We start from the raw sequence: 24,292 nt of genomic DNA on the forward strand, positions 1-24,292 counted from the left end.
GCCGCCGCACAGCAGGGTCTGTGCGGCGGCCGCGCCGTCGCTATGCCAGCAGCGACAGCAGCCGGTCCACGTCGTCGGTCGAGTTGTAGAGGTGGAAGGCGGCGCGGAGCAGTCCGCCGCGCACCGCGATCCGCACCCCCGCCTCGGTCAGGCGGCGCTCCGCGCCGGCGAGTCCGGGCGTGGAGACGATCGCCGAGCCGGGCGCGGGGCGGGGCACCAGGCCGCGGTCGGCGAGCCCTTCGCGGTAGTACGCGGCGAGCTGGGTGTTGTGGGCGTGGACGGCGGCGACGCCCAGCTCCTCGACGAGCGCGAGGGAGTGCTCGGCGGCGACGTACGAGAAGTGGGCGTGCGGTTCGTCGAAGCGCCGGGCGGTGGCGGCCGGCCGGACCAGCCCGTAGGTGGACTCGTCGAGGTCCTCCCCGGCCACCCAGCCGGCGTGCAGCGCGGCCGGCCAGCCGGAGTCCTGGGCCGCGTCGCCGCCGAACGCCAGGAAGGTCGTACCGCGCGGGCACAGCAGCCATTTGAAGGCGCCGCTGACGAGGTAGTCGAAGTCCCCGGCGCGCAGCGGCAGCCAGCCGGCGGCCTGGGTGGCGTCGACGAAGGTGCGCGCCCCATGGGTCCGGGCCGCCTCCCGTACGGCCGCCAGGTCCGCGATCCGGCCGTCCAGGGACTGCACGGCGCTGAACGCGACGAGCGCGGTACCGGGGCGCACCGCGTCGGCCAGCGCCTCCAGGGGCACGGTGCGCAGCCTGACATGGGGGTGGCTGCCGAGCGGGTTGACCAGGGAGCTGAAGTCGCCTTCGGGGACGAGGACTTCGGAGCCCGGCGGGAGTGAGGCGGCGATCAGGGCGGACTGCACCGCCACCGAACTGCCGACGGCCACCCGCTCGGCGGGGACGTCCAGCAGCCGGGCGAAGGCGGCGCGGGAGGCGTTGGGGGCGGCGAAGTAGTCGCGGCCCATCGTGCCGTAGGAGGCGGACTCCTCCACGGCCGCGCGCAGGGCCGCCGCGCTGCGCCGGGGGAGGAGTCCGCTGGACGCGGAGTTCAGATAGGTCGTCTCGGGCGCGAATTCGGCCCCGCCGAGTGGCTCACGTCGCTGCATGATCCCACTGTGCGCGGCGCGGGCCCGGCCCGTCCACGTCCTTTCCGGTGCCGCTCACTTCCCCGGGACGGCGCAGCCGGCGTCCCCGCAGACCTCCGCGTCGCCGGCCGGCAGGATCTGCACCGCCGCGTCCGCGTGCGCCCGCTCCAGGGCCTGCCGGAAGACCTCGGCGGGCTGGCCGCCGGAGATGCCGTAGCGGCGGTCGATGACGAAGAACGGCACGCCCGTCGCGCCCAGCTCGGCGGCCTCGCGCTCGTCGGCGCGCACGTCCGGTGCGTACGCGGTGGGGTCGGCCAGCACCCGGTCGGCCTCCTGGCCGGGCAGCCCGGCGCCGACCGCGATCTCGCGGAGGACGGCGGGGTCGCCGAGCGGGCGGGCCGCGGCGAAGTTGGCGCGGTAGAAGGCGTCGAGCAGCGCGTCCTGGACGCCGTGCGCCTTGCCGGCGTGCAGCAGTCGATGCAGGTCGAAGGTGTTGCCGTGGATGCGGTCGGAGCGGTAGTCGAGCCCCTCGGCCGCGGCCGCCTCGGCCACCCGGGCCTCCATCGCCTCGGCCTGCGCGCGGCTCACGCCGTACTTCGCGGCGAGCATGTCGAGGACCGCGATGTCCGTGGGGGCCGGTGCCTTGGGGTCCAGCTCGAAGGAGCGGTGCACCACCTCGACGGAGTCGCGGTGCGCGAACGCGGCCAGCCCGGCCTCGAAGCGGGCCTTGCCGATGTAGCACCAGGGGCAGGCGATGTCGGACCAGATTTCGACGCGCATGAGCTGACTTTCCTTCTCGGGGGATGTCCCGGCTCAACCTCGCGGGGCGCCGGGCTATTCCGCGGGTACCGTCCGGGCATGACCTCGCCACAGGATTTCCTCGGGTTCTGGGAGACGACCGGGTCGGCCAAGACCTTCACCCATCCGCTCGATCCGGAGCTGCTCCGGGCGTACCTGCCGCGCGAGGCGCGGGTGCTGGACTACGGCTGCGGCTACGGGCGGCTCACCGCCGAGCTGGCCGGGCTCGGCTACCGCGCGGTGCGCGGGGTGGACGTCTCGGCGGCGCTGATCGCGCGGGGGCGGCGGGAGCATCCGGGGCTGGATCTGATGCGGTGGGCGGGGTTTCCGCTGCCGTTCGAGGACGGCGCGTTCGACGCGGCGCTGCTGTTCGCGGTGCTCACCTGTGTCCCCCGGGACGCGGACCAGTCGGCGATCGTCGGGGAGCTGGGGCGGCTGGTGCGGCCCGGCGGGGTGCTGTATCTGAGCGATGTGCCGGTGCAGGACGACACGCCCAACCGGGAGCGCTATGCGCACTTCGCCGGGCGCTACGGCACGTACGGGGTGTTCGAGACGCCCGACGGCGGGGTGTTCCGGCACCATCCGCCGCAGCGGCTGCGCGCTCTGGTGCGGGCGGCGGGCTTCGGTGTGGTGGCCGAGCGGACCGGGTCGGTGGCGACGCCGGACGGGCGGACGGCCGAGCGGCTGCAGTTCATCGCGCGGCGGGAGGGCTCCCCGGTGTCGGGGGCGCGCCGGGAGCCAGGTCCAGCCTCAGGGTGAGGTGGGTGGCGTCGGGGGCGGGGCGGCGGTCGGGGCGCCAGCCGAGGCCGGCGTAGAAGCCGCGGGCGCGGTGGTTGTGCCAGCGGACGTCGAGCACGGCGCGGGCGAAACCGGCGCTGCGCCAGGCGTGCAGGCAGGCGGTGTGCAGGGCCCGGCCGACGCCGGTGCCCCAGTGCGCGGGGTCGACGTGGAGCTGATCGAGCTTGACGGTGGCCCGGGTGTGCCGGCCGCGGTACGCGGCGGCGCCGAGGACCGTGCCGTGCCGTACGGCGCAGAGCACGGGGGTGTCCTCGCGGTGCAGGGCGTGGGACCAGGCGAGGTGACAGCGGAGGTGCTCGGCCGGGGCGTCGAAGGGCGTGCCGGGGAAGCGCACGTGGTGGTGGGCGGCGCGGGCGCCGGTGTCCAGGGCGGCGATCGCCTCCAGGTCCGCGCGGGTGGCGGCGCGGACCTGCACGGCGGTCTCGTCGGGGGCGGGGTCCACGGCGTTGGCCTACCCGCCTTCGGGGCGGCCGTCCACCCGGCGCGGCAGGCCGAGCGGGTTGTCCTCGCGCAGCTCGGGCGGCAGCAGCGCGGGCGGGGTGTCCTGGTAGGCGACGGGGCGCAGCCAGCGTTCGACGGCGGTGCCGCCGACGGAGGTGGAGGTGGAGGTGGTGGCCGGGTAGGGGCCGCCGTGGTGCTGGGCGGGGGCGACCGCGACGCCGGTCGGCCAGCCGTTGACGACGACGCGGCCGGCGAGCGCGGTGACCTCGGCGAGCAGCCGGGCGCCGAGCCCGGCGCCGTCGCTGCCGGCTCCCTCCGCCTCGCCGAGCTGCAGCGTCGCGGTGAGGTTGCCGGGGAGCCGGGCGAGTACGGCGCCGATCTCGGCCTCGTCGGCGTAGCGGGCGACCACGGTGATCGGGCCGAAGCACTCCTCGAGGAGGAGGTCGTGCGGCCCTTCGGCGGCGAGGCGGGCGGCGGGGACGGTGAGGAAGCCGGCGCTGACGGAGTGCTCGCCGCCCGCGCCGGGGGTCACCGGCGCCGCGACGTCCGGGAGCCCGGCGCGGGCGGCGACACCGTCGAGGAACGCCTGGCGCATCCGGTGGTCGAGCAGCACACCGGCCTCGGTGTCGCTGACCGCGGCGGTCAGCGACTTCAGCAGCCGCTCGCCCCGCTCGCCGCCGGGCGCCAGGACCAGGCCGGGTTTGACGCAGAACTGGCCGACGCCCAGCGTCATCGAGCCGGCCAGCCCCGCGCCGATCTGCTCGGCGCGCTCGTCCGCCGCGGCCTCGGTGATCACGACCGGGTTGAGGCTGCCCAGTTCGCCGTGGAAGGGGATCGGGTGCGGGCGGGCCGCGGCCGCGTCGTACAGGGCGCGGCCACCGCGTACCGAGCCGGTGAAACCGGCCGCGGCGATCAGCGGGTGGCGGACCAGGTCGATACCGGCCTGGAAGCCGTGCACCAGGTTCACCACGCCGTCCGGCAGCCCGGCCTCGGCCGCGGCCCGGCGCAGCAGCGCGGCACACAGCTCGGAGGTGGCGGGGTGGTCGGGGTGCGCCTTGACCACGACCGGGCAGCCGGCCGCCAGGGCGCTGGCGGTGTCGCCGCCGGGCACGGAGAAGGCGAGCGGGAAGTTGCCGGCGGAGTAGACCGCGACCGGGCCCAGCGGGATCTTGTAGCGGCGCAGGTCGGGCCGCGGCGGGGTGAGGGCGGGGTCGGCGCGGTCGATCCGTACGTCGAGGAACGCGCCGTCCTCGACCAGGTCGGCGAAGGCCCGCAACTGGTAGGTGGTGCGGCCGAGTTCGCCGGTGAGACGGCCCGGGCCGAGCGCGGTCTCGGCGTCGGCGGCCTCGATGACCGCCTCGCCCGCCTCGTCGAGCAGCCCGGCGGCGCGGCGCAGCAGGGCGGCACGCGCCGCACGCTCGGCGAGCGCGCCCCGGGCGGCGTGCGCCGTGCGGACCGCCGCGTCCACCTCGTCGGCTGTGGCCTCCACCGCAACCTGCTCCCGCTGCTTCCCGGTTCGGGGGTCGACACTCCAGACTGGTGCTGCTGCTGCCGCTGCCACCGTGCATTCCTCCCGAGTGCTGCCGTGCCGCGTCGTACTGGCTGTTGTGCTTCCTGGGCCGCTGCGTACCGGGGAGCGCCGAGCGTCTCCCGGCCGCTCCCGAGGCTTTCACGCCTTGCCGCACACCAGACATCGTTCGATATGCTGAACTTCATCCCGGATATTGAACATCTGGGACTCTATGGCTGTCCGAACAGAGGGGTCAAGGGCGATGTCAGCTGCCGATACCGGTGGATCGCAGGTCAAGTCCGCGGTGCGGACGGTCGAGTTGCTCGAGTACTTCGCGGGCCGCCCCGGTATGCACTCGCTCGCCTCCGTCCAGGAAGCCGTGGGCTACCCCAAGTCCAGCCTCTACATGCTGCTGCGCACCCTCGTCGACCTGGGCTGGGTCGAGACGGACGCGACCGGCACCCGCTACGGCATCGGCGTGCGCGCGCTGCTGGTCGGCACGTCGTACATCGACGGCGACGAGGTGGTGGCGGCGGCCCGGCCGACGCTGGACCGGCTCTCCGACGACACCACCGAGACCATCCACCTCGCCCGGCTGGACGGCACCAACGTCGTCTACCTCGCCACCCGCCAGTCGCAGCACTATCTGCGCCCCTTCACCCGGGTCGGCCGGCGGCTGCCCGCGCACTCCACCTCGCTGGGCAAGGCGCTGCTCGCGACGTACACCGACGACCAGGTCCGGGCGCTGCTGCCGGCGACCCTCGCGCAGCTGACCGAGCACACCATCACCGACCGCGAGCAGCTGATCGAGGAGCTGCACGCGGTGCGCGAGCAGGGCTACGCGGTCGACCGCGAGGAGAACACCCTGGGCCTGCGCTGCTTCGGCGTGGCCATCCCCTACCGCACCCCGGCCCGGGACGCGATCAGCTGCTCGGTGCCGGTGGCGCGGCTGACCCCGGACCACGAGCAGATGATCAAGGACATGCTGTTCGACGCCCGCGACCGGCTGACGCTCGCCACCCGCCGGCTGTGATCCGAGGGCTCCGTCCGGCCCCCCGCCCCGTCCGGCACTCCCCCGCCCCGCACCGCCCGGACCTTCCTCCCCCGTACGGCGGAGGCGGATCGTCGGCGCGGCCGAGGCGCGCGGGCGGCGGCACCGGAAGACTGCTCACCATGACCGTTCAACCCCGCCGGGCGCCCCGCCGCGCGCACACCTCGACCCCCGGGGCCGTGCGGTGCGAGTGAGGCGACTGCGGCGAAGCGTCCTGCGCTGGGTCCATCTGGTGATCGGCGGCGCGATCCTCATGCCGTACTTCCTGGTGGCGGCGGTCGTGGTGTCGCTGGTCATGGAGGGCGCCGACCCCTACCGCGACCCCGCGACCCAGTTCCTGGCGTTCGGCCTCGCCCTGCCGCTGGCCTGGCTGGCCGGGCTGGTCTTCGCACCGGCGCGGTCCATGGCGGCGGGCGCCGTACGGACGTTCTGCGGTGTGCCGGGAGAGCTGCTGGCCGACGAGCCGGGCTACTCGTGGACCGCCCGACGTCGTACCGCGCTGTGGTTCCTGGTGCACAACGCGGCCGGCGGGATCGTCAGCGGAATGTCGCTGGCCGCGCCGCCGGCCGCGATCTCCCTGATGGTGCTGCCGTTCTCGACGGGGCTCCAGCGCGGCTTCCCGGCGTGGCAGGAGGCCTTCCCCGGCGTGCTCGGCCCGCTCACCGGGCTGGCGCTGCTGGCCCTGGTGGTCGGCACGTCCTGGGGAGCCGGGCGGCTCATGGCCCGTCTGGCGCCGGTCCTGCTGGGGCCCACGCCCGCCGACCGGCTCGCCGCCGCCGAACGCCGGGCCGCCGACCTGGCGACCCGCAACCGGCTGGCCCGCGAGCTGCACGACTCGGTGGGGCATGCGCTGAGCGCGGTCACCCTGCAGGCCAGCGCGGCCCGCCGGGTACTGGACAGCGACCCGGAGTTCGCCCGGCAGGCACTGGCCGCCATCGAGGACACAACCCGTGACGCGGTCGCCGAACTGGACACCGTACTGGGCCTGTTGCGCGAGGAGGACGGCACCGACCCGGCGGCTCCCGCGCCCACCCTGGACGGGCTGGCGGCGCTGCTCGAACGGACCCGCGCGGCGGGCGTCCGGGTCGAGGCGACGATGGAGGGGCGGTGCCAGGGGCTGCCGCCGATGGTCTCGCGGGAGGCGTACCGGATCGTGCAGGAGGGCCTGAGCAATGCGCTGCGGCACGCCGGACCGGTGCCGGTGGAGCTGTACGTACACCGCACCGAGCGGGAGTTGACACTGCGGATGGAGAACCCGGTGAGCGGGCCGGCGGCCGGCCCGGCGCCCGGCTCGCCGGTCCCGGCGCCCCGCACGGGCGGGGGCCGCGGACTCCTGGGGATCGCCGAGCGGGCCAGGCTGCTGGGCGGCGAGGCGGCGGCCGGACCGCGGGACGGCGTATGGCGGCTGACGGCACGGCTGCCGCTGGCGGGGAGGGAGCGCGGTGCGCGCGGCGGCGTACGGACGTAGGGACAGCGAGGCCGTAGGGACACCGAGGCCGTAGAGGCACCGAGGCCGTAGGGGCACCGAGACATCCGCCGGGAGACCGGACGGGAGACAGGGGGCGCGGGGCATGACCACGACGAGGGACGACGGGCGCACCGCCGGCGAAGGCGGCGGGGACGGCGACGGCTGCGACAACTGCGGCCACGGGAACGGCGGCAGCGGCCGCGACCGGCCCCGTCCGCTGCGCATCGTCCTCGCCGACGACGAGCGGATGGTGCGTACGGCGCTGCGCGCGATCCTGGGCGCCGAGGACGACATGGAGGTCGTGGGCGAGGCGGCCACCGGCGCGGAGGCGGTGCCGCTGATCCGTCAACTGCGCCCCGACATCGTGCTGATGGACGTGCGGATGCCGGAGATCGACGGGATCCGCGCGACCGAGCAAGTGCTCGCCGGGATGACCGAGCCGCCGCGCATCATCGTCGTGACGACCTTCGAGAACGACGCCTATGTGTACGACGCGCTGCGGGCCGGGGCCAGCGGGTTCCTGCTCAAGCGGTCCGGGGCGGAGGACCTGGTGCAGGCCGTACGGCTGGTGGCGCGCAGCGACTCGCTGCTGTTTCCCGCGGCGGTGCGCGGTCTGGCCGCCCGGCACGCCGGGGAGCGGGCCTCGCAGGACGCGGTACGGACACTGCGGGCCCGGCTGTCCGAACGGGAGCGGGCGGTACTGCGGCAGATGACGGCCGGTCTGACGAACGCCGAGATCGCGGAGCGGCTGGGGGTGGGGCCGGCCACGGTGAAGACGCATGTGGCGGGGGTACTGGCCAAACTCGGGGTACGGGACCGGACCCAGGCGGTGATCGCCGCGTACGAGTGCGGGTTCGTCCGGCCGGGGTGAGGTGCGGGGGGCGGGGCCTGTGGTGAGGGGCCATGGGGCACAGCCATGCGCCCTGTCCGGCTGCCCAACTGCCCGACTACTGAGCCGACACGGGGTTGCCGGGCGAGTCCAGCCATGCCCACTCGCCTTCGGCGTCCACGGTCAGCCCGAAGCGGTTGAAGCCGGGGCGCTCCTGCGCCACCCACCATCCGTACGCGGCTTCCACTTCGTCCCAGAGGCGTCGGGGCCCCGACTGATAAACCTTGGCTTCCTCACGGTCATCGCGGAAGACGACGACCGCCCATGACTTGTCCGAGAGTCCGTAGAACCACACAGCACGCCTGCCGTCACGTTTGCGGTCGGCTGTGTGGGCGACGGCAGGCACACGCAGGCCCAGCGCGAATCCGGTCACGTCGAAGCTCCCCGTGCCGCAGAACTCCGCCTCGGTCATCGTCGTGAACGATGTGTCCGCAGCATCCATCGCACCCGCCGGCACGTACGCGTCATGCCGGGGCCATACGAACCGCTGAGAACGCATACGCATGAATGCCACGGGGCGCGAGAACGGCCCTGACGCACTCCGGCGGTCTTCGGCGACCACCAGACGGGCGGTGGCTTCGCCGGGCCCGTAATACGTCCCCCAGGGAACGAGGATCACCCCTCCGGGGCCGGACTGCTCCACCCACGCGAACGGGACCTTTCGCAGACCGCACGTGGCGATGATGCGGTCGTACGGTGCCCGTTCCGCATGGCCGAGAAAGCCGTCTCCATGCACCACTTCCACCGGGAGCCCGAAGCGGTCCAATGCCTGCCGGGCTTCTGACGCGACGGTGCCGTCCACCTCCATGGTGACGACGTTCGCGGCTCCGAGTCGGTACGCGAGAAGGGCGGCGTTCCATCCGGTGCCGGCGCCGATCTCCAACACGCGCTGACCCGGTTTCACGTCAAGGTCGGCCAGCATGGAGAAGACCAGGCTCGGCATGGAGGACGACGAGCTGAACGACTTGCCCGGCTCGTGGCCGTCGTGGGCGCCGTCGTCCCACTGGGTGACGATGGGATCGTCCGAGTCGGCGTACCTCTGCCACGCCTGCGGGTCCTGCTCTTTGTCGACCGCGACATTCCGGCCGGTAGCCATGTCATGCGGCCACATCAACTCTGGCAGGAAGTGGGAGCGGGGCACGTCTTCATACGCCTTGGCCCAGTCGGGCGACATCACACCTGCCTCCAGGAAGAGACGGCCCCACTCCTCACGTGTGGGCCGCCCCGCCTGCTCACCAGAACTCGTCACTTTCGGTGGTCCCCATCGCCGGGAGGCGTCGAACCGTCCGGGTGGGGCTCATCGGTCGGCGACCACGGCTGACCGGGATGCCCGTCCCCGTCGCCCTCATCCTTGCCGTGCCCGCCACCTTGTGCGAACTGGGTGATCGATCGAATGTTCACCGATTCTCCTCCTTGAGAGGGCGAGTCTTCATCCTGGTCTCAGCCGAGCCCCAAGGGAACACGGCCTCTGTCATCGCTTGTGCCCCGGGTGGCTGCGAAGTTCGATGTTCAGGTCGACGACCTTGCTCAGGTCGCCCCGTGCTTCCGCGATCTGCCGCTCATTTACCAGCGCCTGGCAGATGTCGCAGTTGGCCGCAGGTTTCGGCTTGGGCAGGGGTTCACCGAGTTGTACGGGTGGGGTCAGCTTGCCGGGCACGGCAACTCCTCTCCGTAGTGCTTCCACTACCGGGATGCCTCAGCGTGACCTAGCATCAGGAGCCGTTCAACCTGTGACTTGCGAACGGAAGGAAGTGAACGCCCCTTGAATCGCAATGAGTTGAACCCGCACGCCTCCCCGCAGGCAGCCTACGGAGCGCGTTTACGCAGGCTGCGAGAAGCGCGTGGCTGGACCCAAGACGATCTTGCTGAACGCGCAGACTATTCAAGCGTGCATGTTTCGGCCGTCGAAAACGCTCGGAAACCTCCAACTCTCCGGTTCTCGCGTAGCCTGGACCGCGTCTTCGGCCTTGAGGGCACAGCAGACTCGTTCGAGCGTGAGTACCGCGAGATCAAACACGGCAGCCTGCTGGAGGGCTTTCCGGAGTACGTCGGGTACGAGGGCCGGGCAGTGGAGATCCGGCTCTACAACATTGGGATCGTCCCCGGCTTGTTGCAGACACCGGAGTACGCACGCGTACTGGCGGACAGCGCCGTGCGGCGGGGCGCCATCACGCCCGAACAGGCGGATGAACGTGTCGCGTTTCTGGCAGAACGTCAGGCAGTGCTGGAGCGGCCTCGGCCACCCATGGTGTTTGTGGCTATGGACGAAAGCTGTATTCGTCGGCCGGTCGGCGGCTCCACTGTCATGGACGCACAGTTGGCGCGGCTGGTCGAGTTTGCCGACCTGCCGAACACGCTGTTGCAGGTCGCACCGTACGACATAGGAGAGCGCCGCACGTTTGACCTGCCTGTCAACCTCTTGACACTGCCGGACCGGTCCCTGATTTGCTACGCCGAATCGCAGGCCCAAGGAAACCTGGACCGGGAGAGTACCTCCGTGGTGCCCATGCTGACGGCATACCATCAGTTGCAGGCCGAAGCGTTGTCGCAGGCGGCATCTGTGGCCATGATCGAGCAGGTACGAAAGGGCACCCCGTGACAACCGACTCCCCCCGCTGGTTCAAGTCCTCCTACAGCAACAACGGCGGCGACTGTGTCGAGGTCGCCGCCGATGTCCCCGGCGTCGTTCCCGTCCGTGACAGCAAGGCCCCGCACGGCCCGAGGCTGGTCTTCCCCGCGTCGTCCTGGTCCTCGTTCGTGGACGGCGTGAAGACCGGGAAGCTCTCCACTTCGTAGAGTCTCCGCGCCGTAGAGGCGCATCCGCTCACCCGCGCCCGATCTCGCGCAGCGCGTCCGCTACGGCGGCCAGGTCCGCGTCGCTCGCCAGCCCCGCGTGATAGAGCCGCAGTTCCGTCGTGCCCAGCGAGGCGGCGTGCGCGGCGTCGGCGGCGAGCGTGCGGGGGCTGCCGCCCATACCGGAGACCACGGTGAGGTTGGCGGCCACCGTGGGTGCGGCGTCCGTCCCGACGGCCTCAGCCGCGCGACCCGTGAACGGTTCCAGCACGGCGGCGCGGGCGGCGGCGTCGCCGGTGCAGGGCAGCACCACCCCGTCGGCGTGCGCGAGCACGTCCACCGGGTCCACGCCGGCGTTGGCGCCGCAGCGGTGCGCGGCGGGGTCGGCGTGCAGCAGCACCCGGAACCCGTCCGCCGCGGCGTCCCGTACGGCCCGCACCGCCGCGCGCTGCAGCGTACGGGCGGCCCGGTCCCGCCAGGCGCGCAGCAGCCCCGCGGGCTCCGCGCCGAGCAGCGCCTCGACCGCCGCCCACTCTGCCCGCCTCCCGCAAGGGTCTTTGGCCGGCGCCGGCCCAGGGGGGACGTCCCGCTCCGGCCCGCCCGGGGCGGCCGTCCACAGCGGCTCCAGGGCCCGCACCACGGCGGTCCTCAACTCCACGGCCGGGATGCCGAGTTCGCCGTACCCGTGTGCGCACACCGAGCAGAAGCAGACCGACATCAGATACTGGGCGGCGCCGGAGAGCGGCACCCCGCCGATCTTGTCGTGGGCGTGCGGATGGGCCAGCCCGTACCAGCCGCAGGACTCCAGCTCACTGCCGCGGGCACCGGGCCGTACGGCGGCCTCGGCGGCGAGCGCGACGAGGTGGGCGCGCACTTCGGGCCGGGCGATGCACGGCGCCCAGGGGTAGGGGTCGCCGTAGGCGTTGCGGACGACGGCCGTCGGGTGCTCGGCGCCCAGGCGGGAGTTGTGGGCCAGGACGACCCAGCTGTGCACCTCCACCCCGGCGGCGGCCAGCTCCCGCGCGGCCGCGCCGAAGGCGTCCGGGCCCGCCGTCCAGTCCTGGGTGTGGGGCCGCAGTTCCCGGCCGGCCCAGTGGGCGGGGTCGGGCGGGTAGTAGACGGCGGCGTGCCGGGCGGTGACGATGCGGTGGCGGGGGTGGCGCGGGGTGAGGGCGCGGGTGGAGTGGTAGGCGGAGGCCAGGGTGACCTGCCGGATGCCGAGTTCGGCGAGGCGTTCGGCGGCGGCCGGGTCGCCGACCACGTCCCAGGGGTAGAGGAAGGCGGCGGTGCGCATCAGGCGCCGGCTCCCGGCGCCTGGGCGGCCAGGGCCAGACCGCGGTCGATCAGCCCGGCCAGCTCCTCGATGTGCGCGGGGGCCGGTTCGCTGAGCGGGGGCCGGACCGCGCCGACGTCCAGGCCGCGCAGCCGTACGCCCGCCTTGACCAGCGCTACGGCGTAGCCGCGCCCCTGGTTGCGCAGTTCGACCAGCGGCCGGTAGAAGCCGTCCAGCAGCCGGTTCACGACGGCGTCGTCGCCGGCGGCCAGCGCCCTGTGGAAGGCGAGGGCGATCTCGGGGGCGAAGGCGAAGACGGCGGAGGAGTACAGGCGCACGCCCAGGCCCAGGTAGGCGGGGCCGGTGAGTTCGGCGGTGGGCAGGCCGTTGAAGTAGAGGAAGTCCTCGTCGGGGGCCTCGGTGCGGACGGTGCTGATGATGCGCTGCATCAGGTCGAGGTCGCCCAGGCCGTCCTTGAGGCCGATGATGCCCGGGGTGGCGGCCAGGGCGGCGACGGTGGCGGGGGTGAAGACGGCGTTGTCCCGCTGGTAGACGATGACCGGGAGGGCGGTGGCGGCGGCGAGTTCGGTGTAGTGCCGCAGCAGCCCCTCCTGGTCGGCGACGACGAGGTAGGGCGGCATGGCGAGCAGCCCGTCGGCGCCGGCTTCGCGGGCGAGGCGGGCGAACCGGACGGCGAGCGCGGTGCCGTAGCCCGTGCCGGCGACGACCGGGACCCGTCCCGCGGCCTCCTGGACCGCGGCCGCGACGCAGTCGGCGAACTCCTCGGGGGTGAGCGCGTGGAATTCGCCGGTGCCGCAGGCGGCGAAGACGGCGCCCGCGCCCGCGTCGACGCCGGCCCGCACATGCGCCCGGAAGGCCGTCAGGTCCACCGTTCCGTCGGGCGTGTACGCGGTCACGGGGAAGAACAGCGGTCCGTCGAGGCGGTCGGCGAGCCGGGGGTGCCGCCCAGCGGTGGCTGGGGGAGGGTGTGCGGTCACGGGCTCTCCCTCATATGCTCGTGCATGTCTATGACCTGTGTCCATATTTCTGAACTCGCCACGCTAGAGCAGCCCTCTGGTACGGGTCAAGGGCGCACAACTGCCGCCCCGCAAGCGGATTCACCCGGTCCGTCAACCGCCTTGACCGGCGACGATCCCGCCACCACGCTCTGTCCATCCACCTGAATTCCGTTCGTGGACATAGCCTTGCCGTGCGGAGCATCCGCGGCGCGGGTCCCGCGGCACGCAACCGCCCCACGGCCCCGGGCCGTCCCGCCACCCAGCCGGAGGAGTTCCCGCCATGACCGCACCCCGCACCGTCCTGCTCACCGGCGCCGCCGGCGGGCTCGGCACCCTGATGCGCGCACTGCTGCCGCCCCACGGCTACCGGCTGCGCCTGTTCGACCTGCGCGCCATCGACGACGCGGCCCCCGACGAGGACGTCGTCACCGCCGACCTCGCCGACCAGGAGGCGCTGCGCGAGGCCGTACGCGGCGTCGACGCCGTCGTCCACCTCGCCGGCATCTCCCTGGAGGCGTCGTTCGAGAAGATCCTGCGCGCCAACATCGAGGGCACCTATCACCTCTACGAGGCGGCGCGTGAGGCGGGCGTGAAACGGATCGTCTTCGCCTCCTCCAACCACGCCGTCGGCTTCACCCCGCGCCCCGCCGACGGGTCCGCCGCCATCCCCGTCGACACCCCGCGCCGCCCCGACACCTACTACGGCCTGTCCAAGGGGTTCGGCGAGGACCTCGCCTCGCTCTACTGGGACCTGCACGGCATCGAGACGGTCTCGATCCGCATCGGCTCCTGCTTCCCCGCCCCGACCTCGGTGCGAATGCTGTCGATCTGGCTCAGCCCGGCCGACTGCGCCCGGCTGCTGCACGCCGCGCTCACCGCACCGGACGTCGGCCACCGCGTCGTCTACGGCTCCTCCGCCAACACCCGCCTGTGGTGGGACCTGTCGACCGCCCGCGCCCTGGGGTACGAGCCGCAGGACGACTCCGAGCCGTACGCCGCGCGACTCCTCGCCGCGCAGGGCGAACTGGACCCCACCGCCCCCGAACACGCCCACCTCGGCGGCGCCTTCTGCACCGACCCGCCCCGGTGGCCGTACTGAGACGGGCGGGGATCCGGCCGCCGCACCGCGGCCGGATCCGCACGTGGCCCGCGCCACGGCACGGAACCCCGCCCGCCCCGGTGGCGTCCTCGTGTACGTACCAACCCTCCGCGCAGGAACGAGGAACGCATCATGGGCATCGTCAGCTGGCTCGTACTGGGACTGATCGCGGGCGTCATCGCCAAGGTCCTGCTGCCGGGACGGGACCCAGGCGGACTGGTCGGCACGACCCTGATCGGCATCGTGGGCTCCTTCATCGGCGGCTGGCTGTCCACGAAGTTCCTGCACCGCCCGATCCCTAAGGACTTCGGCGAACCGTCCATGTGGATCGCCTCGATCGCCGGGGCCCTGGTCCTGCTGATCGCCTACCGGCTGCTCTTCGGCAACTCCCGCGAGCGATGACGGCCGGACCCGGCCGCCGTCCGGCCGCGGGTAATGGAACCGCAAAGGCGAGCCGATCGTTGGTCCCGGCATGACCGCTATGACTCCTGGCTCGAATCTCCCGCTCACCACCGCGCGGGTGGCGGTGGACGTCACCGCTCCCGTGCGGCTGGATGTGTCGGGCCTGCTGCTCGCCGCCGACGGCAAGGTGCGCTCCGACGACGACTTCGTGTTCTACAACCAGCCCGCCGGACCGGGCGTGACCCACTCCGCGGCCGCCGGCGGCGGTGACACCATCACGGTGGACACCGCGGCCGTCCCCGACGGCATCGAGAAGATCGTGGTCACCGCGAGCCTGGACACCCCCGGCGCCACGTTCGCCGGCACCGAGCCGACCGGCACGGTCCGCAACGCCGACGACGGCAGCACCATCGCCACCTTCACCCCGCCCCGGCTGGGCACCGAGACCGCGCTGGTGATCGTCGAGATCTACCGCCGCAACGGCGCCTGGAAGGTGCGTGCGGTCGGCCAGGGCTACGCCGACGGGCTGGCCGGTATCGCCACCGACTTCGGCGTCAGCGTGGAGGAGCCGGCCGCGCCCGCGGCCGCCCCGCAGGCTCCCCCGGCCACGCCGTCCGCTCCCCCGGCCCCCGCCGGGCAGTGGGGACCGCCGTCCGGCGCCCCGGCCCCGGTCTCCCCGCCGCCGGCGGCCGCTCCCCCCGCGCCCGGCTCCGGCAAGGTCAACCTCGACAAGGGGCGGGTCAGCCTCCAGAAGAACCAGACCGTCTCACTGGTCAAGGGCGGCAAGCCGCTGCTCAGCTCGGTCCGGATGGGCCTCGGCTGGGAGCCCGCCTTCCGCGGCAAGAACATCGACCTGGACGCCTCCGTCATCGCCTACGGACCGGACCGCAAGAAGATCGACAACTGCTTCTTCGGCAAGCTGATGATCCTGGGCGGCGCCGTCCAGCACTCCGGCGACAACCTCACCGGCGAGGGCGCCGGCGACGACGAGGCCATCACCGTCCACCTCGGCGGCATCCCGCCGGAGGTGACCGGCCTGGTCTTCGTCGTGAACTCCTTCTCCGGCCAGAAGTTCTCCGACGTCGCCAAGGCCTACTGCCGCCTGCTGGACGCGCAGAGCGGCGAGGAGCTGGTGCGCTTCGACCTCACCCACTCCGAGCCCCGCACGGGCGTGATGATGGCCAAGCTCATCCGCCAGTTCTCCGGCGAGTGGGAGATGACGGCCATGGGCGAGTTCGTCGACGCCCGGACGGTGCGCGGCATGGTCAAACCGGCCGGGCAGGCATTGTGAGGACCGGCCCGGCGGGCCGGGCGACCAGCCCCGCCACCCGGGCCAGCCGCTCGTACGACTCCAGCAGCGCCGCGCGCTCGTAGGTGCTGGTCGTCACCAGTACCTCGTCCGCGGCGCTGCGGTCGACCAGCGTGCCGAGGGCCTCGGCGACCTGCTCCTCCTTGCCGTGCAGCTGGCCGCGCAGGGCCTCCTCGTAGTAGCCGCGCTCGCGCTTCGGCAGGGCGGCCGCCGCCGGTCCGTCCTCGGCGGGCCGCAGCGGCGGGAAGACGCCGTGGGTGCGGGAGTACGCCAGCGAGCGGGCCTCCGGCAGCAGCAGCCGGCGCGCCTGCTCCTCCGTGCCGGCCACGGCCACCGTCTGGGAGATCACCACATACGGCCGCTCGTCGGTGGCGTCCTTCTCGGCGCCCAGTGCGCGGCGGATGCCGCCGGTGAAGCCCACCGACCGGCCCAGGCCCATGTCGATCCGGCCGGGGAAGAGCGACTCCAGCACCCCATGGGGGCACCTCCCGTGCCCTTAAGGCATGGGGGATGCTCGGCGACCACCAGCGGCCGGTGGTTGGGCAGCATCACGCCGCCGGTGCCGACCCGGATCGTGGTGGTCGCCGAGGCCACCGCGGCGGCCAGCACCGTGGGCGCGGAGTCGGCCACCCCGGGCACGCTGTGGTGCTCGGAGACCCAGAAGCGGTGGTAGCCCAGCTCCTCGGCGCGCCGCGCCAGGTCCACCGTGTCCCGCAGCGCCGCCGCCTGGGGATGGCCTTCCCTGGTGCGGGAACGGTCCAGGATCGAGAATTGTGTCGTCCGTATCGTCGAGCTCACCACCTCTGCTTCAACGTCCCCACGCCCGCAGGATTCCCCGCCCCCACTGCGGCCCGCACGAGGAGCATTCGATGGCCCAGCAGCCGCCGTCGGCCGACGCGGCCGGACCCGCGGATCACCCGGACGGCCCCGAGCCACCGCCGGAACTTCCCGAGCGGGTCGCGGAGGTCTACGGGGAGCTGGACCTGAGCACCGTCCCGGCCTTCGCCGGCGGCTTCATCAACTTCGGCTACTGGGCGGGGCTGGCGGACATCGACGGCCGGCCGCTGACCGAGGCCGACCGGGTGCGCAGCGAAGAGGACCTCTACCGCCTGGTGCTGGCCACCTTCGACCGGCCCGAGGGCCGCACCGCCCTGGAGGTCGGCTGCGGGCGCGGTCTGGGCTGCGCGCTGGCGCTGCGGGAGTTCGCGCTGGGCTCGGTCATCGGCCTGGACGCCCATCCGGACCAGATCGCCCGCGCCCGGGAGACGCACGCGGCGCTGCTCGGCGGGCCCGCGGGGCGCGCGGGCCGGCTGGACTTCGTGCTGGGCGCCGCCGAGCGGATCCCGCTCCCCGACGACGCCGTCGACCTGCTGTACTCCGTCGAGGCCGCACAGCACTTCCGCGATCTGGCCGGGTTCGCCCGGGAGGCGGTGCGGGTGCTGCGGGCCGGCGGCCGGCTGGCGCTGACGACGTTCTTCGCCCGCAGCCGGGAGGCCGCCCGGGTACTGCCCGAACTGCTGCCGCCGTACGCCGACGGCCTGGACGTCCCGCACGTGGTCGACGAGGTCGCCGCGACACTGGCCGCGGCGGGTCTGCGGGGCGTCCGGGTGCGGCCGATCGGCGACGGGGTCTGGGAGCCGTACGACCGCTATCTGGCCCAGCAGCCGGAGCCCCCGGACCGGTGGGCGCGCCGCTATCTCACGGCGTACGAGACCGGTCTGCTGGACTACTACGTGCTGACGGCCGGGGCGGGCTGAGCCCGGCCCGGCCGTCGGGGAAGCGGCCGCTAGCGCTGGCGGCGCTGCCGCTTCCAGGGCCCGGTGATGGCCAGCATGATGCCGGGGTCCTGGATGTTGGCGAACAGCGTCTGTCCGTCCGGGGAGAAGACGGGGCCGGTGAACTCGCTGAACTCCGGCTCCTCGGGGGTGCCGATGTTGAGGTCGTTGCGGGCGATCGGGTAGGTCCGGCCGTCGTCGGTGGCCCCGAAGAGGTGCTGTACGCCCTCGCCGTCCTCGGCGATGATCAGTCCGCCGTAGGGCGAGACGGTGATGTTGTCGGGGCCGTCGAGCGCACCGTCCTTGGAGGGGTCCGGGTTGACGCCCAGCAGCACCTTCAGGGTCAGGGTCCGCCGCCGCGGGTCGTAGAACCAGACCTGTCCGTCGTGCCGGACGGGGCTCTCCTCGCGGGCGTAGGAGGACACGACGTACGCGCCGCCGTCCGCCCACCACAGGCCCTCCAGCTTGCGGGCGCGGGTGACCTCGCCGTCCTTGAACTGCTTGCGCACCGAGACCGTCCGCGCGTCGCGGTCGGGGACCTCGACCCAGTCGACGCCGTAGACCGTGCCGGTCTTGGTGGCACGCGAGAGGTCGTCGACGAACCGGCCGCCGGAGTCGAAGCACCTGAAGGCCTCCAGCACACCGGAGTCGGCGGCGAGCGAGCGCAGCTGACCGCGGCCGTGGCGGAATCCGTGCGGCGGGGTCCAGCGGTAGAACAGGCCGTTGGGGCCGGAGGCGTCCTCGGTCAGGTAGAGGTGGCCGCGCTTGGGGTCGACGACGACGGCCTCGTGGGCGTAACGGCCCAGCGCCTTGAGGGGCTTGGGGTCGCGGCCGGCCCGGCGGTCGTGGGGGTCGACCTCGAAGACGTAGCCGTGGTCCTTGGTCATGCCGTGCTCGCCGGCCTTGTCCTCGGTCTCCTCGCCGGTGAGCCAGGTCCCCCAAGGGGTGGTGCCGCCCGCGCAGTTGGTGGACGTACCGGCGATGCCGACCCACTCGCCGACCGGGGTGCCGTCCTTGGCGACCTCGACGACCGTGCAGCCGCCGGACGCCGCCGGGTCGTAGACCAGTCCTTCGGCCAGCGGCACCGGGTGCGGCCAGTCGGCGCGCGGGCCCTTCAGCTCGTGGTTGTTGACCAGGAGGGTGGTGCCGCGGGGGCCCTCGAAGGTGCCGGTGCCGTCGTGGTTGGAGGGGGTGGACTCACCGCTGTCGAGCTTGGTGACGCCGGAGCGGGTGATGATCCGGTACGAGAAACCGGCGGGCAGCGCGAGGATGCCGTCGGGGTCCGGGACCAACGGTCCGTAGCCGGCCCGGTGGCCGTTGCCGTCCGGTGCGCCCTCGGGCGCCTCCTCGCCGATGGCGCCGGGCGCGGTGGCCAGCACGCCGACGCTCCCGGCCAGCGCGACCCCCGCGCCGGTGAGGGCGGAACGTTTGGCGAAGTCTCTGCGCGTGAGCGGCATTGTCATCTCCCAGATGGCCGGTTTCTGCTCCCCTGTGCCTGCGCGCACACGCTTTCGTGTGCTGTCGAACTCCAGCTGAACGCGGCGCGACATCCAGGAAGCGTTTACGGCCCGTCCGGAAGCGGTCGGGGCCCGCCCGGTGGATATCACCACCCGGCGGGCCCCGGACACCTGCGCTGCCGGCCCGGCCCCTCCCGCGCGCTACTCCGGCCGGTGCGAGCGCGCCTTGAACGCGGCCTTGCGGGCCTCCTTGGCGGCCTTCTTGTCGGGGTGCAGGCGGCCCATGGCCTCCAGGACCTCGGCGGTGGCCGGGTGGTCGACCCGCCAGGCGCTGTCGAAGAACCCGCTGTGCTGGTCGGTCAGGCCCTGGACGAGGTCGCGCAGCTCGGCCTCGGCGCCCTCGCCGGCGCTGCCCAGCTGCGCCGCGAGGGTGTCCACCGTCAGCCAGAAGATCATCTCCTGGGACGGCTCGGGGATGTCGGGCAGGGCGCGCTCGGCGAGCCAGACCCGGGCCAGCCCGCCCAGCTGCCGGTCGTCGAGCACCTCGCGCAGCGCTTCCTCGGCGTCCGGCGAGACCAGGGAGAGGGTCTGCTGGGCGGCGAGCCGGCGGTGCGGGGCGTGCTCGTCGTCGCCGCGGGCGGCCGCGAGCAGGTCGCGGGCGGCGTCCAGCGGGGTACGGGCGGCCAGCCAGAGCTCGGACTCGGACTGGGCGAGCGCCTCGGGGTAGTCGGGCAGCGCGTCGAGGAGGACCTCGGCGCCCTTGCCGGTGAGGTCGCCGACGGCGGGGGCGTGGGCGCCCGCGTCCAGCAGCCGGGCGCGTACGGCGTAGACGCCGAGCGGGGTGAGGCGGACCAGGCCGTAGCGGGAGACGTCCTCGTCGGTGAGCGGCTCGGCGGCGCTGACGGTTTCGCCGGCCTCGTCCAGCTCCTCGATGAGTGCCTCGTCGACGGGCCGGTAGGCGACCAGCCCGATCGGCTCCAGCACCCGGAACTGGTCGTCCAGGCGCATCATCGCCTCGGAGACCTCTTCGAGGATGTCGTCGGTGGGTTCGTCCATGTCGTCCGGGACGATCATCGAGGCGGCCAGTGCGGGCAGCGGAACGTCCTGGTCGGCGCCCTCGGCGACGGCGGTGAGGAGGTAGAGGTTGCCGAGGATGCCGTTGAGCAGCTCGGCCTCCTCCTCCGGGTTCCAGTCGATCGAGTCCAGGTCCAGTTCGCCGCCCTCGGCGATCTGCTCGGCGATGTCGGCGAGGTCCGGGGCGGCGGCGTCGGCGAGTACGGTCTCCATGCCGCAGAGCCAGATGTCCAGGACGTCCTGCGGGCTGCCCGAGGTGAGCAGGTTCAGCTCCTCGCCCGGGGTGGCGATGCCGACCGCGGCGTCACCGGGGCCTTCGGCGCCGTCCTGGTCCGCCGCGTCCGCCGCGCTCGCCCCGGTCTCTTCGGTCTCCTCGATCTCGACCAGCCCGGTGTCCACCGCGAGCTGCCAGGCCTCGGCGGTGTAGGCGGGGCCGTCCTCGTCGCCGGCGAGACCGAGCAGCTCGGTGGCGTCGGCCAGCGACTCCTGGAGGATCTCGCCGCCCGCGCCGACCGGGACACCGCGCTCGGCCCAGCGGGCGAGCTTGGCGGCCCGGGCCATCAGCGGGGCGCTCAGCGCGTCCCGGGCCAGCTCCGCTTCGGAAGACAGCCGCACCGGCGGCAGGGTCGGGCGGTCTGCGGACATCAGGTGCTCAGCTCCTCGTACGGACTGCGGCTGGGGGTACCTCCCAGCGGTAGCTGGGGGAGTGCGCCGCCCCAGCGTAGACGGAATTCTCCGTATCTCGGACGGTTCACCCCCGCGCCGGACGGCGGTAACCGCGAGTACCTTGACAACTTCCTTGCGCACACCGGAGATTGACGCGCGTAGCGCGCACCGTGCCGCGGTCCACGCGCAGTGCCGCACCCCCTTGTTCACCCCCCACTTCCCTTCGGAGGCATGCATGCCGTCCCGTCGTCCGCTCCGCAGGCCGGCCGCGCTCAGCGCGGTGGCCGCCGCCGCCCTCGCCGGCGGGCTGCTGACCGCCACGCAGTCCGCCTCCGCGGCCGGCACCCGCATCCACGACATCCAGGGCAGCACCCGAATATCCCCGCTGGCCGGCACGCAGGTCGGCGAGGTGCCCGGCACGGTCACCGCGATCCGCTCGTTCGGCTCGGCGCGCGGCTTCTGGGTGCAGGACCCGCACCCGGACCGCGACCCGGCCACCAGCGAGGCGGTCTTCGTCTTCACGGGCAAGGAGACGCCGAAGGTGACCGTCGGCGAGGCGATCACCTTCTCCGGCACGGTCAGCGAGTACTACCCCGGCGGCAAGGACGCCGGGCTGCAGTCGGTCACCCAGATCACCGACGCGACCTGGCAGACCGTCTCCGCGAAGGCGCCGCTGCCCGCCGCCTTCACCCTCAACCCGGCCTCCGTGCCGAATCGTTACGCCCCCGACGCGGGCGGCAAGAGCATCGAAGCCCTCAAGCTGCGCCCCGCCTCGTACACGCTGGACCGCTACGAGTCGCTGGAGGGGATGCGCGTCGCGGTCAAGGGCGCCCGGGTCGTCGGTGCCACCAACTCCCACCACGAGCTGTGGGTGACCGCCGAGCCGGGCCACAACCGCACGCCGCGCGGCGGCACCCTCTACCGCTCGTACGCCGACCCCAACGGCGGCCGGGTCAAGGTGGCCTCCCTGATCCCCTTCGCCGAACGGCCGTTCCCGGTGGCCGACGTCGGCGACGAGCTGACCGGCACCACCGCCGGGCCGCTGGACTACGACAGCTTCGGCGGCTACACCCTCCAGGCCACCGCGCTGGGCGAACTGGCCGACCACGGCCCGGCGCCGGAGACCACCCGCAAGCAGCGGCCCGACGAGCTGTCGGTGGCCACGTACAACGTCGAGAACCTCTCCCCCAAGACCCCGCAGGCCAAGTTCGACCGCCTCGCCAAGGCGCTGGTCGGCAACCTGTCGGCGCCCGACGTCGTCGCCCTCGAAGAGGTCCAGGACGACAACGGCCCCACGAACGACGGTGTGGTCACCGCCGGGGCCACCCTCAAGAAGCTGACCGACGCGGTCAAGGCGGCCGGCGGCCCGGCGTACGAGTGGCGGCAGATCGACCCGGTCGACGACCAGGACGGCGGCCAGCCCGGCGGCAACATCCGGGTCGCGTTTCTGTTCAACCCCGAGCGGGTGTCCTTCACCGACGTCAAGGGCGGCGACGCCACCACGCCGGTGAAGGTGGTCGACGACCACGGCAAGGCCGCACTGTCCGCCTCCCCGGGCCGGATCGCGCCCGCCGACCCGGCGTGGAAGGCCAGCCGCAAGCCGCTGGTCGGCCAGTTCTCGCTCAACAGCCGCCCGGGAAGCCGGGTGTTCGTGATCGCCAACCACTTCAACTCCAAGGGCGGCGACCAGGGCCTGGACAGCCGTTTCCAGCCGCCGGCCCGGTCCTCCGAGACCCAGCGCACGGCGCAGGCCGGGCTGGTGAACGCCTTCGTCAAGGACCTGCTGGCCAAGGACCCCCGGGCCGAGGTGGTGGTCGCCGGCGACCTCAACGACTACCCGTTCTCGCCGGCCCTGAAGAAGCTCACCGACGGCGGTGTGCTCACCGACCTGGTCGGCAGGCTGCCCGCCGCGGAGCGCTACGGCTATGTCTACAACGGCAACTCGCAGGTGCTGGACCACATGCTCACCAGCCGGCAGCTGGCCAAGGCCGACTACGACATCGTGCACCTCAACGCCGAGTACGCCGACCAGGCCAGCGACCACGATCCGCAGGTGCTGCGCGTCCGGCCGTGAGTGCCTGGCATTGCCAGGCCACGAGGCCGCGAAGTCACCCCGTGTGATGCTCCCGTCACCCGTACGGCCCACGTCCGGGCGCCAACCGTCGCCGACGGTGCGGTACTGGACGCGTAAGCAACATTCGGCGAGACAAAGGGAGTCACCATGCCGAAGGCGCAGAACCGTAAGTCGAGCAACAAGGACCGTGCCGCGGAGCGGCGCTCCGACCAGCGGAAGCCGAAGTCGTCGGAGGAGTCCGCGGCCGAGCGGACCCAGGACCTGAGGCGTTCGCGGAATGCCGACTGACGTGTGATGGGCCTGTGAAGCCCGAGCGGCCGCCGCACCGAGGGTGCGGCGGCCGCTCCGCGTCACGAAGAGCTCACCAACCGGTCGGCGGCTGCTGCGGCGCCTGGCCCGGGCGCGGCGGAAGGTGGCCGGGGGCCGGGCCGAAACCGGCCTGCGGCGCGGGCTGCCGGCCGTACGGCACCGCGGCCGGATCCGGCGCCGGCGGCTGCTCCTCGTCCGGCACCAGGTCCCGCACCAGCAGCGTCGCACCGGCCACCGCGCCGGGCATCAGCGCCACGGCGATGAACGGGATCAGGAACAGCAGCACGAGCGGGGTGCCGAAGCCGACCGCGAGCGCCTTGCGGCCGCGCAGCATCCGCAGCCGCTCGCGCACCGGGATGTTCCGGCGCTGCATCGCCACCGAGGTCAGCTCGACGGCGAGGAAGAAGCCCGAGACGCAGAAGCCGATGGCCGGGATCACGGTCTGCCCGATGAACGGGACGAAGCCGAGCAGGAAGAGCAGGATGCCGAACCCGGCGGCCCGCAGCAGCACATGGACGCTGTCCCGCAGCGCGATCCAGATCTCCTGCCACAACGGCCGGTCCGTACCCGGCGGGCAGTCGCCCTCGCTCTCCTCCACCTTTTCCGACAGCGACTCGTAGAAGGGGTCGCCGATCAGCAGCGTGACGGCCGTGAAGGTCAGCACCGACAGCATCAGCCCGCCGGCGAACAGCAGCGCCACGAAGACCCCGCGCAGCAGCCCCTGCCAGGGCGAGCCCCAGTCGTCGGCGAACGGCGTGGCCCAGGCGGCGATATCGCCGGACCAGATGGCGAGCGCGGTGAGCACCCCCGCGTAGAGCACCAGCGCGATCAGCGCCGGGATCAGTCCGAATCCCCACCACCGGCCGTGCTGGGCGACCCAGCGCTGGCCCTTGCCCAGATACCGCATCCCCGTTACAAGATCACGCATGGCGCAAGCCTATCGGCGCCCACGGCGGCTCCGTGCCACAGGACGGTAACAGCGGCGGCCCGGCGGAGGTTCCTCCGC

General features: G+C 73.2%; 23 protein-coding genes and 1 pseudogene. 12 read left to right on the forward strand and 12 right to left on the reverse strand.

Translation table 11 applies throughout. The features are described 5' to 3' along the window. Positions 1-40: 40 nt before the first annotated feature. Both ACFWZH_RS37495 and ACFWZH_RS37500 read right to left on the reverse strand, forming a co-directional pair. On the reverse strand, positions 41-1,102 hold the full coding sequence (locus tag ACFWZH_RS37495; protein WP_384442304.1) for an aminotransferase class V-fold PLP-dependent enzyme: 1,062 nt from the start codon (positions 1,100-1,102) through the stop codon (positions 41-43). A gap of 54 nt (positions 1,103-1,156) precedes the next feature. Further along, a complete protein-coding gene (locus tag ACFWZH_RS37500) occupies positions 1,157-1,861 on the reverse strand; it encodes a DsbA family oxidoreductase (RefSeq protein ID WP_384442307.1) in 705 nt (234 codons plus the stop codon). 78 nt (positions 1,862-1,939) lie between these two features. Here ACFWZH_RS37500 and ACFWZH_RS37505 point away from each other — a divergent pair, with 78 nt between their 5' ends. Next, positions 1,940-2,638, forward strand: coding sequence for a class I SAM-dependent methyltransferase (locus ACFWZH_RS37505; RefSeq protein WP_384442310.1), 699 nt, complete (start codon positions 1,940-1,942; stop codon positions 2,636-2,638). On the opposite strand, the gene ACFWZH_RS37510 is transcribed toward ACFWZH_RS37505, so the two are convergent. Then, complete coding sequence (locus ACFWZH_RS37510; protein WP_384442313.1) at positions 2,571-3,119, reverse strand: GNAT family N-acetyltransferase; 549 nt, start codon at positions 3,117-3,119, stop codon at positions 2,571-2,573. The genes ACFWZH_RS37505 and ACFWZH_RS37510 overlap by 68 nt on opposite strands. A 9-nt stretch (positions 3,120-3,128) precedes the next feature. Continuing rightward, on the reverse strand, positions 3,129-4,679 hold the full coding sequence (locus ACFWZH_RS37515) for an aldehyde dehydrogenase (NADP(+)) (RefSeq protein ID WP_384442316.1): 1,551 nt from the start codon (positions 4,677-4,679) through the stop codon (positions 3,129-3,131). Between the two features lie 211 nt (positions 4,680-4,890). On the opposite strand from ACFWZH_RS37515, the gene ACFWZH_RS37520 reads away from it, so the two are divergent. From ACFWZH_RS37520 to ACFWZH_RS37530, 3 genes are all read left to right on the forward strand, one after another. Continuing rightward, positions 4,891-5,661 carry an IclR family transcriptional regulator gene (locus ACFWZH_RS37520; RefSeq protein WP_384442319.1) on the forward strand — a complete coding sequence of 257 codons (771 nt, stop codon included), beginning with the start codon at positions 4,891-4,893 and terminating at the stop codon, positions 5,659-5,661. Between the two features lie 271 nt (positions 5,662-5,932). Next, positions 5,933-7,147 (forward strand): sensor histidine kinase, encoded by a 1,215-nt coding sequence (locus tag ACFWZH_RS37525; protein WP_384442363.1) that lies wholly within the window; start codon positions 5,933-5,935, stop codon positions 7,145-7,147. 103 nt (positions 7,148-7,250) lie between these two features. Next, positions 7,251-8,018 (forward strand): response regulator, encoded by a 768-nt coding sequence (locus tag ACFWZH_RS37530; RefSeq protein WP_384442322.1) that lies wholly within the window; start codon positions 7,251-7,253, stop codon positions 8,016-8,018. A gap of 76 nt (positions 8,019-8,094) precedes the next feature. Here ACFWZH_RS37530 and ACFWZH_RS37535 read toward each other — a convergent pair whose 3' ends face one another. Beyond that, positions 8,095-9,210 carry a methyltransferase domain-containing protein gene (locus ACFWZH_RS37535; RefSeq protein WP_384442368.1) on the reverse strand — a complete coding sequence of 372 codons (1,116 nt, stop codon included), beginning with the start codon at positions 9,208-9,210 and terminating at the stop codon, positions 8,095-8,097. A 297-nt stretch (positions 9,211-9,507) separates the two neighbouring features. After that, on the reverse strand, positions 9,508-9,693 hold the full coding sequence (locus ACFWZH_RS37540) for a hypothetical protein (RefSeq protein WP_384442325.1): 186 nt from the start codon (positions 9,691-9,693) through the stop codon (positions 9,508-9,510). 105 nt (positions 9,694-9,798) lie between these two features. Here ACFWZH_RS37540 and ACFWZH_RS37545 point away from each other — a divergent pair, with 105 nt between their 5' ends. Beyond that, positions 9,799-10,635: a helix-turn-helix transcriptional regulator gene (locus ACFWZH_RS37545; RefSeq protein ID WP_384442328.1), complete on the forward strand. Its 837-nt coding sequence runs from the start codon at positions 9,799-9,801 to the stop codon at positions 10,633-10,635. Further along, positions 10,632-10,832, forward strand: coding sequence for a DUF397 domain-containing protein (locus ACFWZH_RS37550; protein ID WP_384442330.1), 201 nt, complete (start codon positions 10,632-10,634; stop codon positions 10,830-10,832). Before ACFWZH_RS37545 ends, ACFWZH_RS37550 begins: the two co-directional genes overlap by 4 nt. Before the next feature lie 28 nt (positions 10,833-10,860). Here ACFWZH_RS37550 and ACFWZH_RS37555 read toward each other — a convergent pair whose 3' ends face one another. Together ACFWZH_RS37555 and ACFWZH_RS37560 are read right to left on the reverse strand one after the other, a co-directional pair. Next, positions 10,861-12,123 carry a hypothetical protein gene (locus ACFWZH_RS37555; protein ID WP_384442333.1) on the reverse strand — a complete coding sequence of 421 codons (1,263 nt, stop codon included), beginning with the start codon at positions 12,121-12,123 and terminating at the stop codon, positions 10,861-10,863. Next, a complete protein-coding gene (locus tag ACFWZH_RS37560; RefSeq protein WP_384442336.1) occupies positions 12,123-13,100 on the reverse strand; it encodes a 5-dehydro-4-deoxyglucarate dehydratase in 978 nt (325 codons plus the stop codon). Before ACFWZH_RS37560 ends, ACFWZH_RS37555 begins: the two co-directional genes overlap by 1 nt. A 301-nt stretch (positions 13,101-13,401) precedes the next feature. On the opposite strand from ACFWZH_RS37560, the gene ACFWZH_RS37565 reads away from it, so the two are divergent. From ACFWZH_RS37565 to ACFWZH_RS37575, 3 genes are all read left to right on the forward strand, one after another. Further along, the gene (locus ACFWZH_RS37565; protein WP_384442339.1) at positions 13,402-14,220 is read left to right on the forward strand and encodes an NAD-dependent epimerase/dehydratase family protein; all 819 of its coding nucleotides are present in this window, start codon (positions 13,402-13,404) and stop codon (positions 14,218-14,220) included. 132 nt (positions 14,221-14,352) lie between these two features. Continuing rightward, positions 14,353-14,622 carry a GlsB/YeaQ/YmgE family stress response membrane protein gene (locus ACFWZH_RS37570; RefSeq protein ID WP_384442342.1) on the forward strand — a complete coding sequence of 90 codons (270 nt, stop codon included), beginning with the start codon at positions 14,353-14,355 and terminating at the stop codon, positions 14,620-14,622. A gap of 79 nt (positions 14,623-14,701) precedes the next feature. Next, positions 14,702-15,913, forward strand: a complete 1,212-nt coding sequence (locus ACFWZH_RS37575; RefSeq protein ID WP_384442371.1) for a TerD family protein — start codon at positions 14,702-14,704, stop codon at positions 15,911-15,913. On the opposite strand, the pseudogene ACFWZH_RS37580 reads toward ACFWZH_RS37575, so the two are convergent. Then, positions 15,888-16,729: pseudogene (locus tag ACFWZH_RS37580) on the reverse strand (MsnO8 family LLM class oxidoreductase). The gene ACFWZH_RS37575 and the pseudogene ACFWZH_RS37580 sit on opposite strands and share 26 nt — an antisense overlap. A 71-nt stretch (positions 16,730-16,800) precedes the next feature. Here ACFWZH_RS37580 and ACFWZH_RS37585 point away from each other — a divergent pair. Continuing rightward, positions 16,801-17,688, forward strand: coding sequence for a class I SAM-dependent methyltransferase (locus tag ACFWZH_RS37585; protein WP_384442345.1), 888 nt, complete (start codon positions 16,801-16,803; stop codon positions 17,686-17,688). A gap of 29 nt (positions 17,689-17,717) precedes the next feature. On the opposite strand, the gene ACFWZH_RS37590 is transcribed toward ACFWZH_RS37585, so the two are convergent. Together ACFWZH_RS37590 and ACFWZH_RS37595 are read right to left on the reverse strand one after the other, a co-directional pair. Beyond that, entirely contained in the window at positions 17,718-19,163 is a 1,446-nt protein-coding gene (locus ACFWZH_RS37590) for an alkaline phosphatase PhoX (RefSeq protein WP_384442348.1), read from the reverse strand. A 201-nt stretch (positions 19,164-19,364) separates the two neighbouring features. Further along, the gene (locus ACFWZH_RS37595; protein ID WP_384442351.1) at positions 19,365-20,882 is read right to left on the reverse strand and encodes a hypothetical protein; all 1,518 of its coding nucleotides are present in this window, start codon (positions 20,880-20,882) and stop codon (positions 19,365-19,367) included. A gap of 256 nt (positions 20,883-21,138) precedes the next feature. On the opposite strand from ACFWZH_RS37595, the gene ACFWZH_RS37600 reads away from it, so the two are divergent. Together ACFWZH_RS37600 and ACFWZH_RS37605 are read left to right on the forward strand one after the other, a co-directional pair. After that, positions 21,139-22,977 (forward strand): endonuclease/exonuclease/phosphatase family protein, encoded by a 1,839-nt coding sequence (locus tag ACFWZH_RS37600; protein WP_384442354.1) that lies wholly within the window; start codon positions 21,139-21,141, stop codon positions 22,975-22,977. 147 nt (positions 22,978-23,124) lie between these two features. Further along, on the forward strand, positions 23,125-23,265 hold the full coding sequence (locus ACFWZH_RS37605; RefSeq protein ID WP_384442357.1) for a hypothetical protein: 141 nt from the start codon (positions 23,125-23,127) through the stop codon (positions 23,263-23,265). 73 nt (positions 23,266-23,338) lie between these two features. Here ACFWZH_RS37605 and ACFWZH_RS37610 read toward each other — a convergent pair whose 3' ends face one another. Then, positions 23,339-24,214: an EI24 domain-containing protein gene (locus ACFWZH_RS37610; protein ID WP_384442360.1), complete on the reverse strand. Its 876-nt coding sequence runs from the start codon at positions 24,212-24,214 to the stop codon at positions 23,339-23,341. Positions 24,215-24,292 lie beyond the last annotated feature (78 nt).

The organism is Streptomyces sp. NPDC059008 (assembly GCF_042749045.1).
GTDB lineage: Bacteria > Actinomycetota > Actinomycetes > Streptomycetales > Streptomycetaceae > Streptomyces.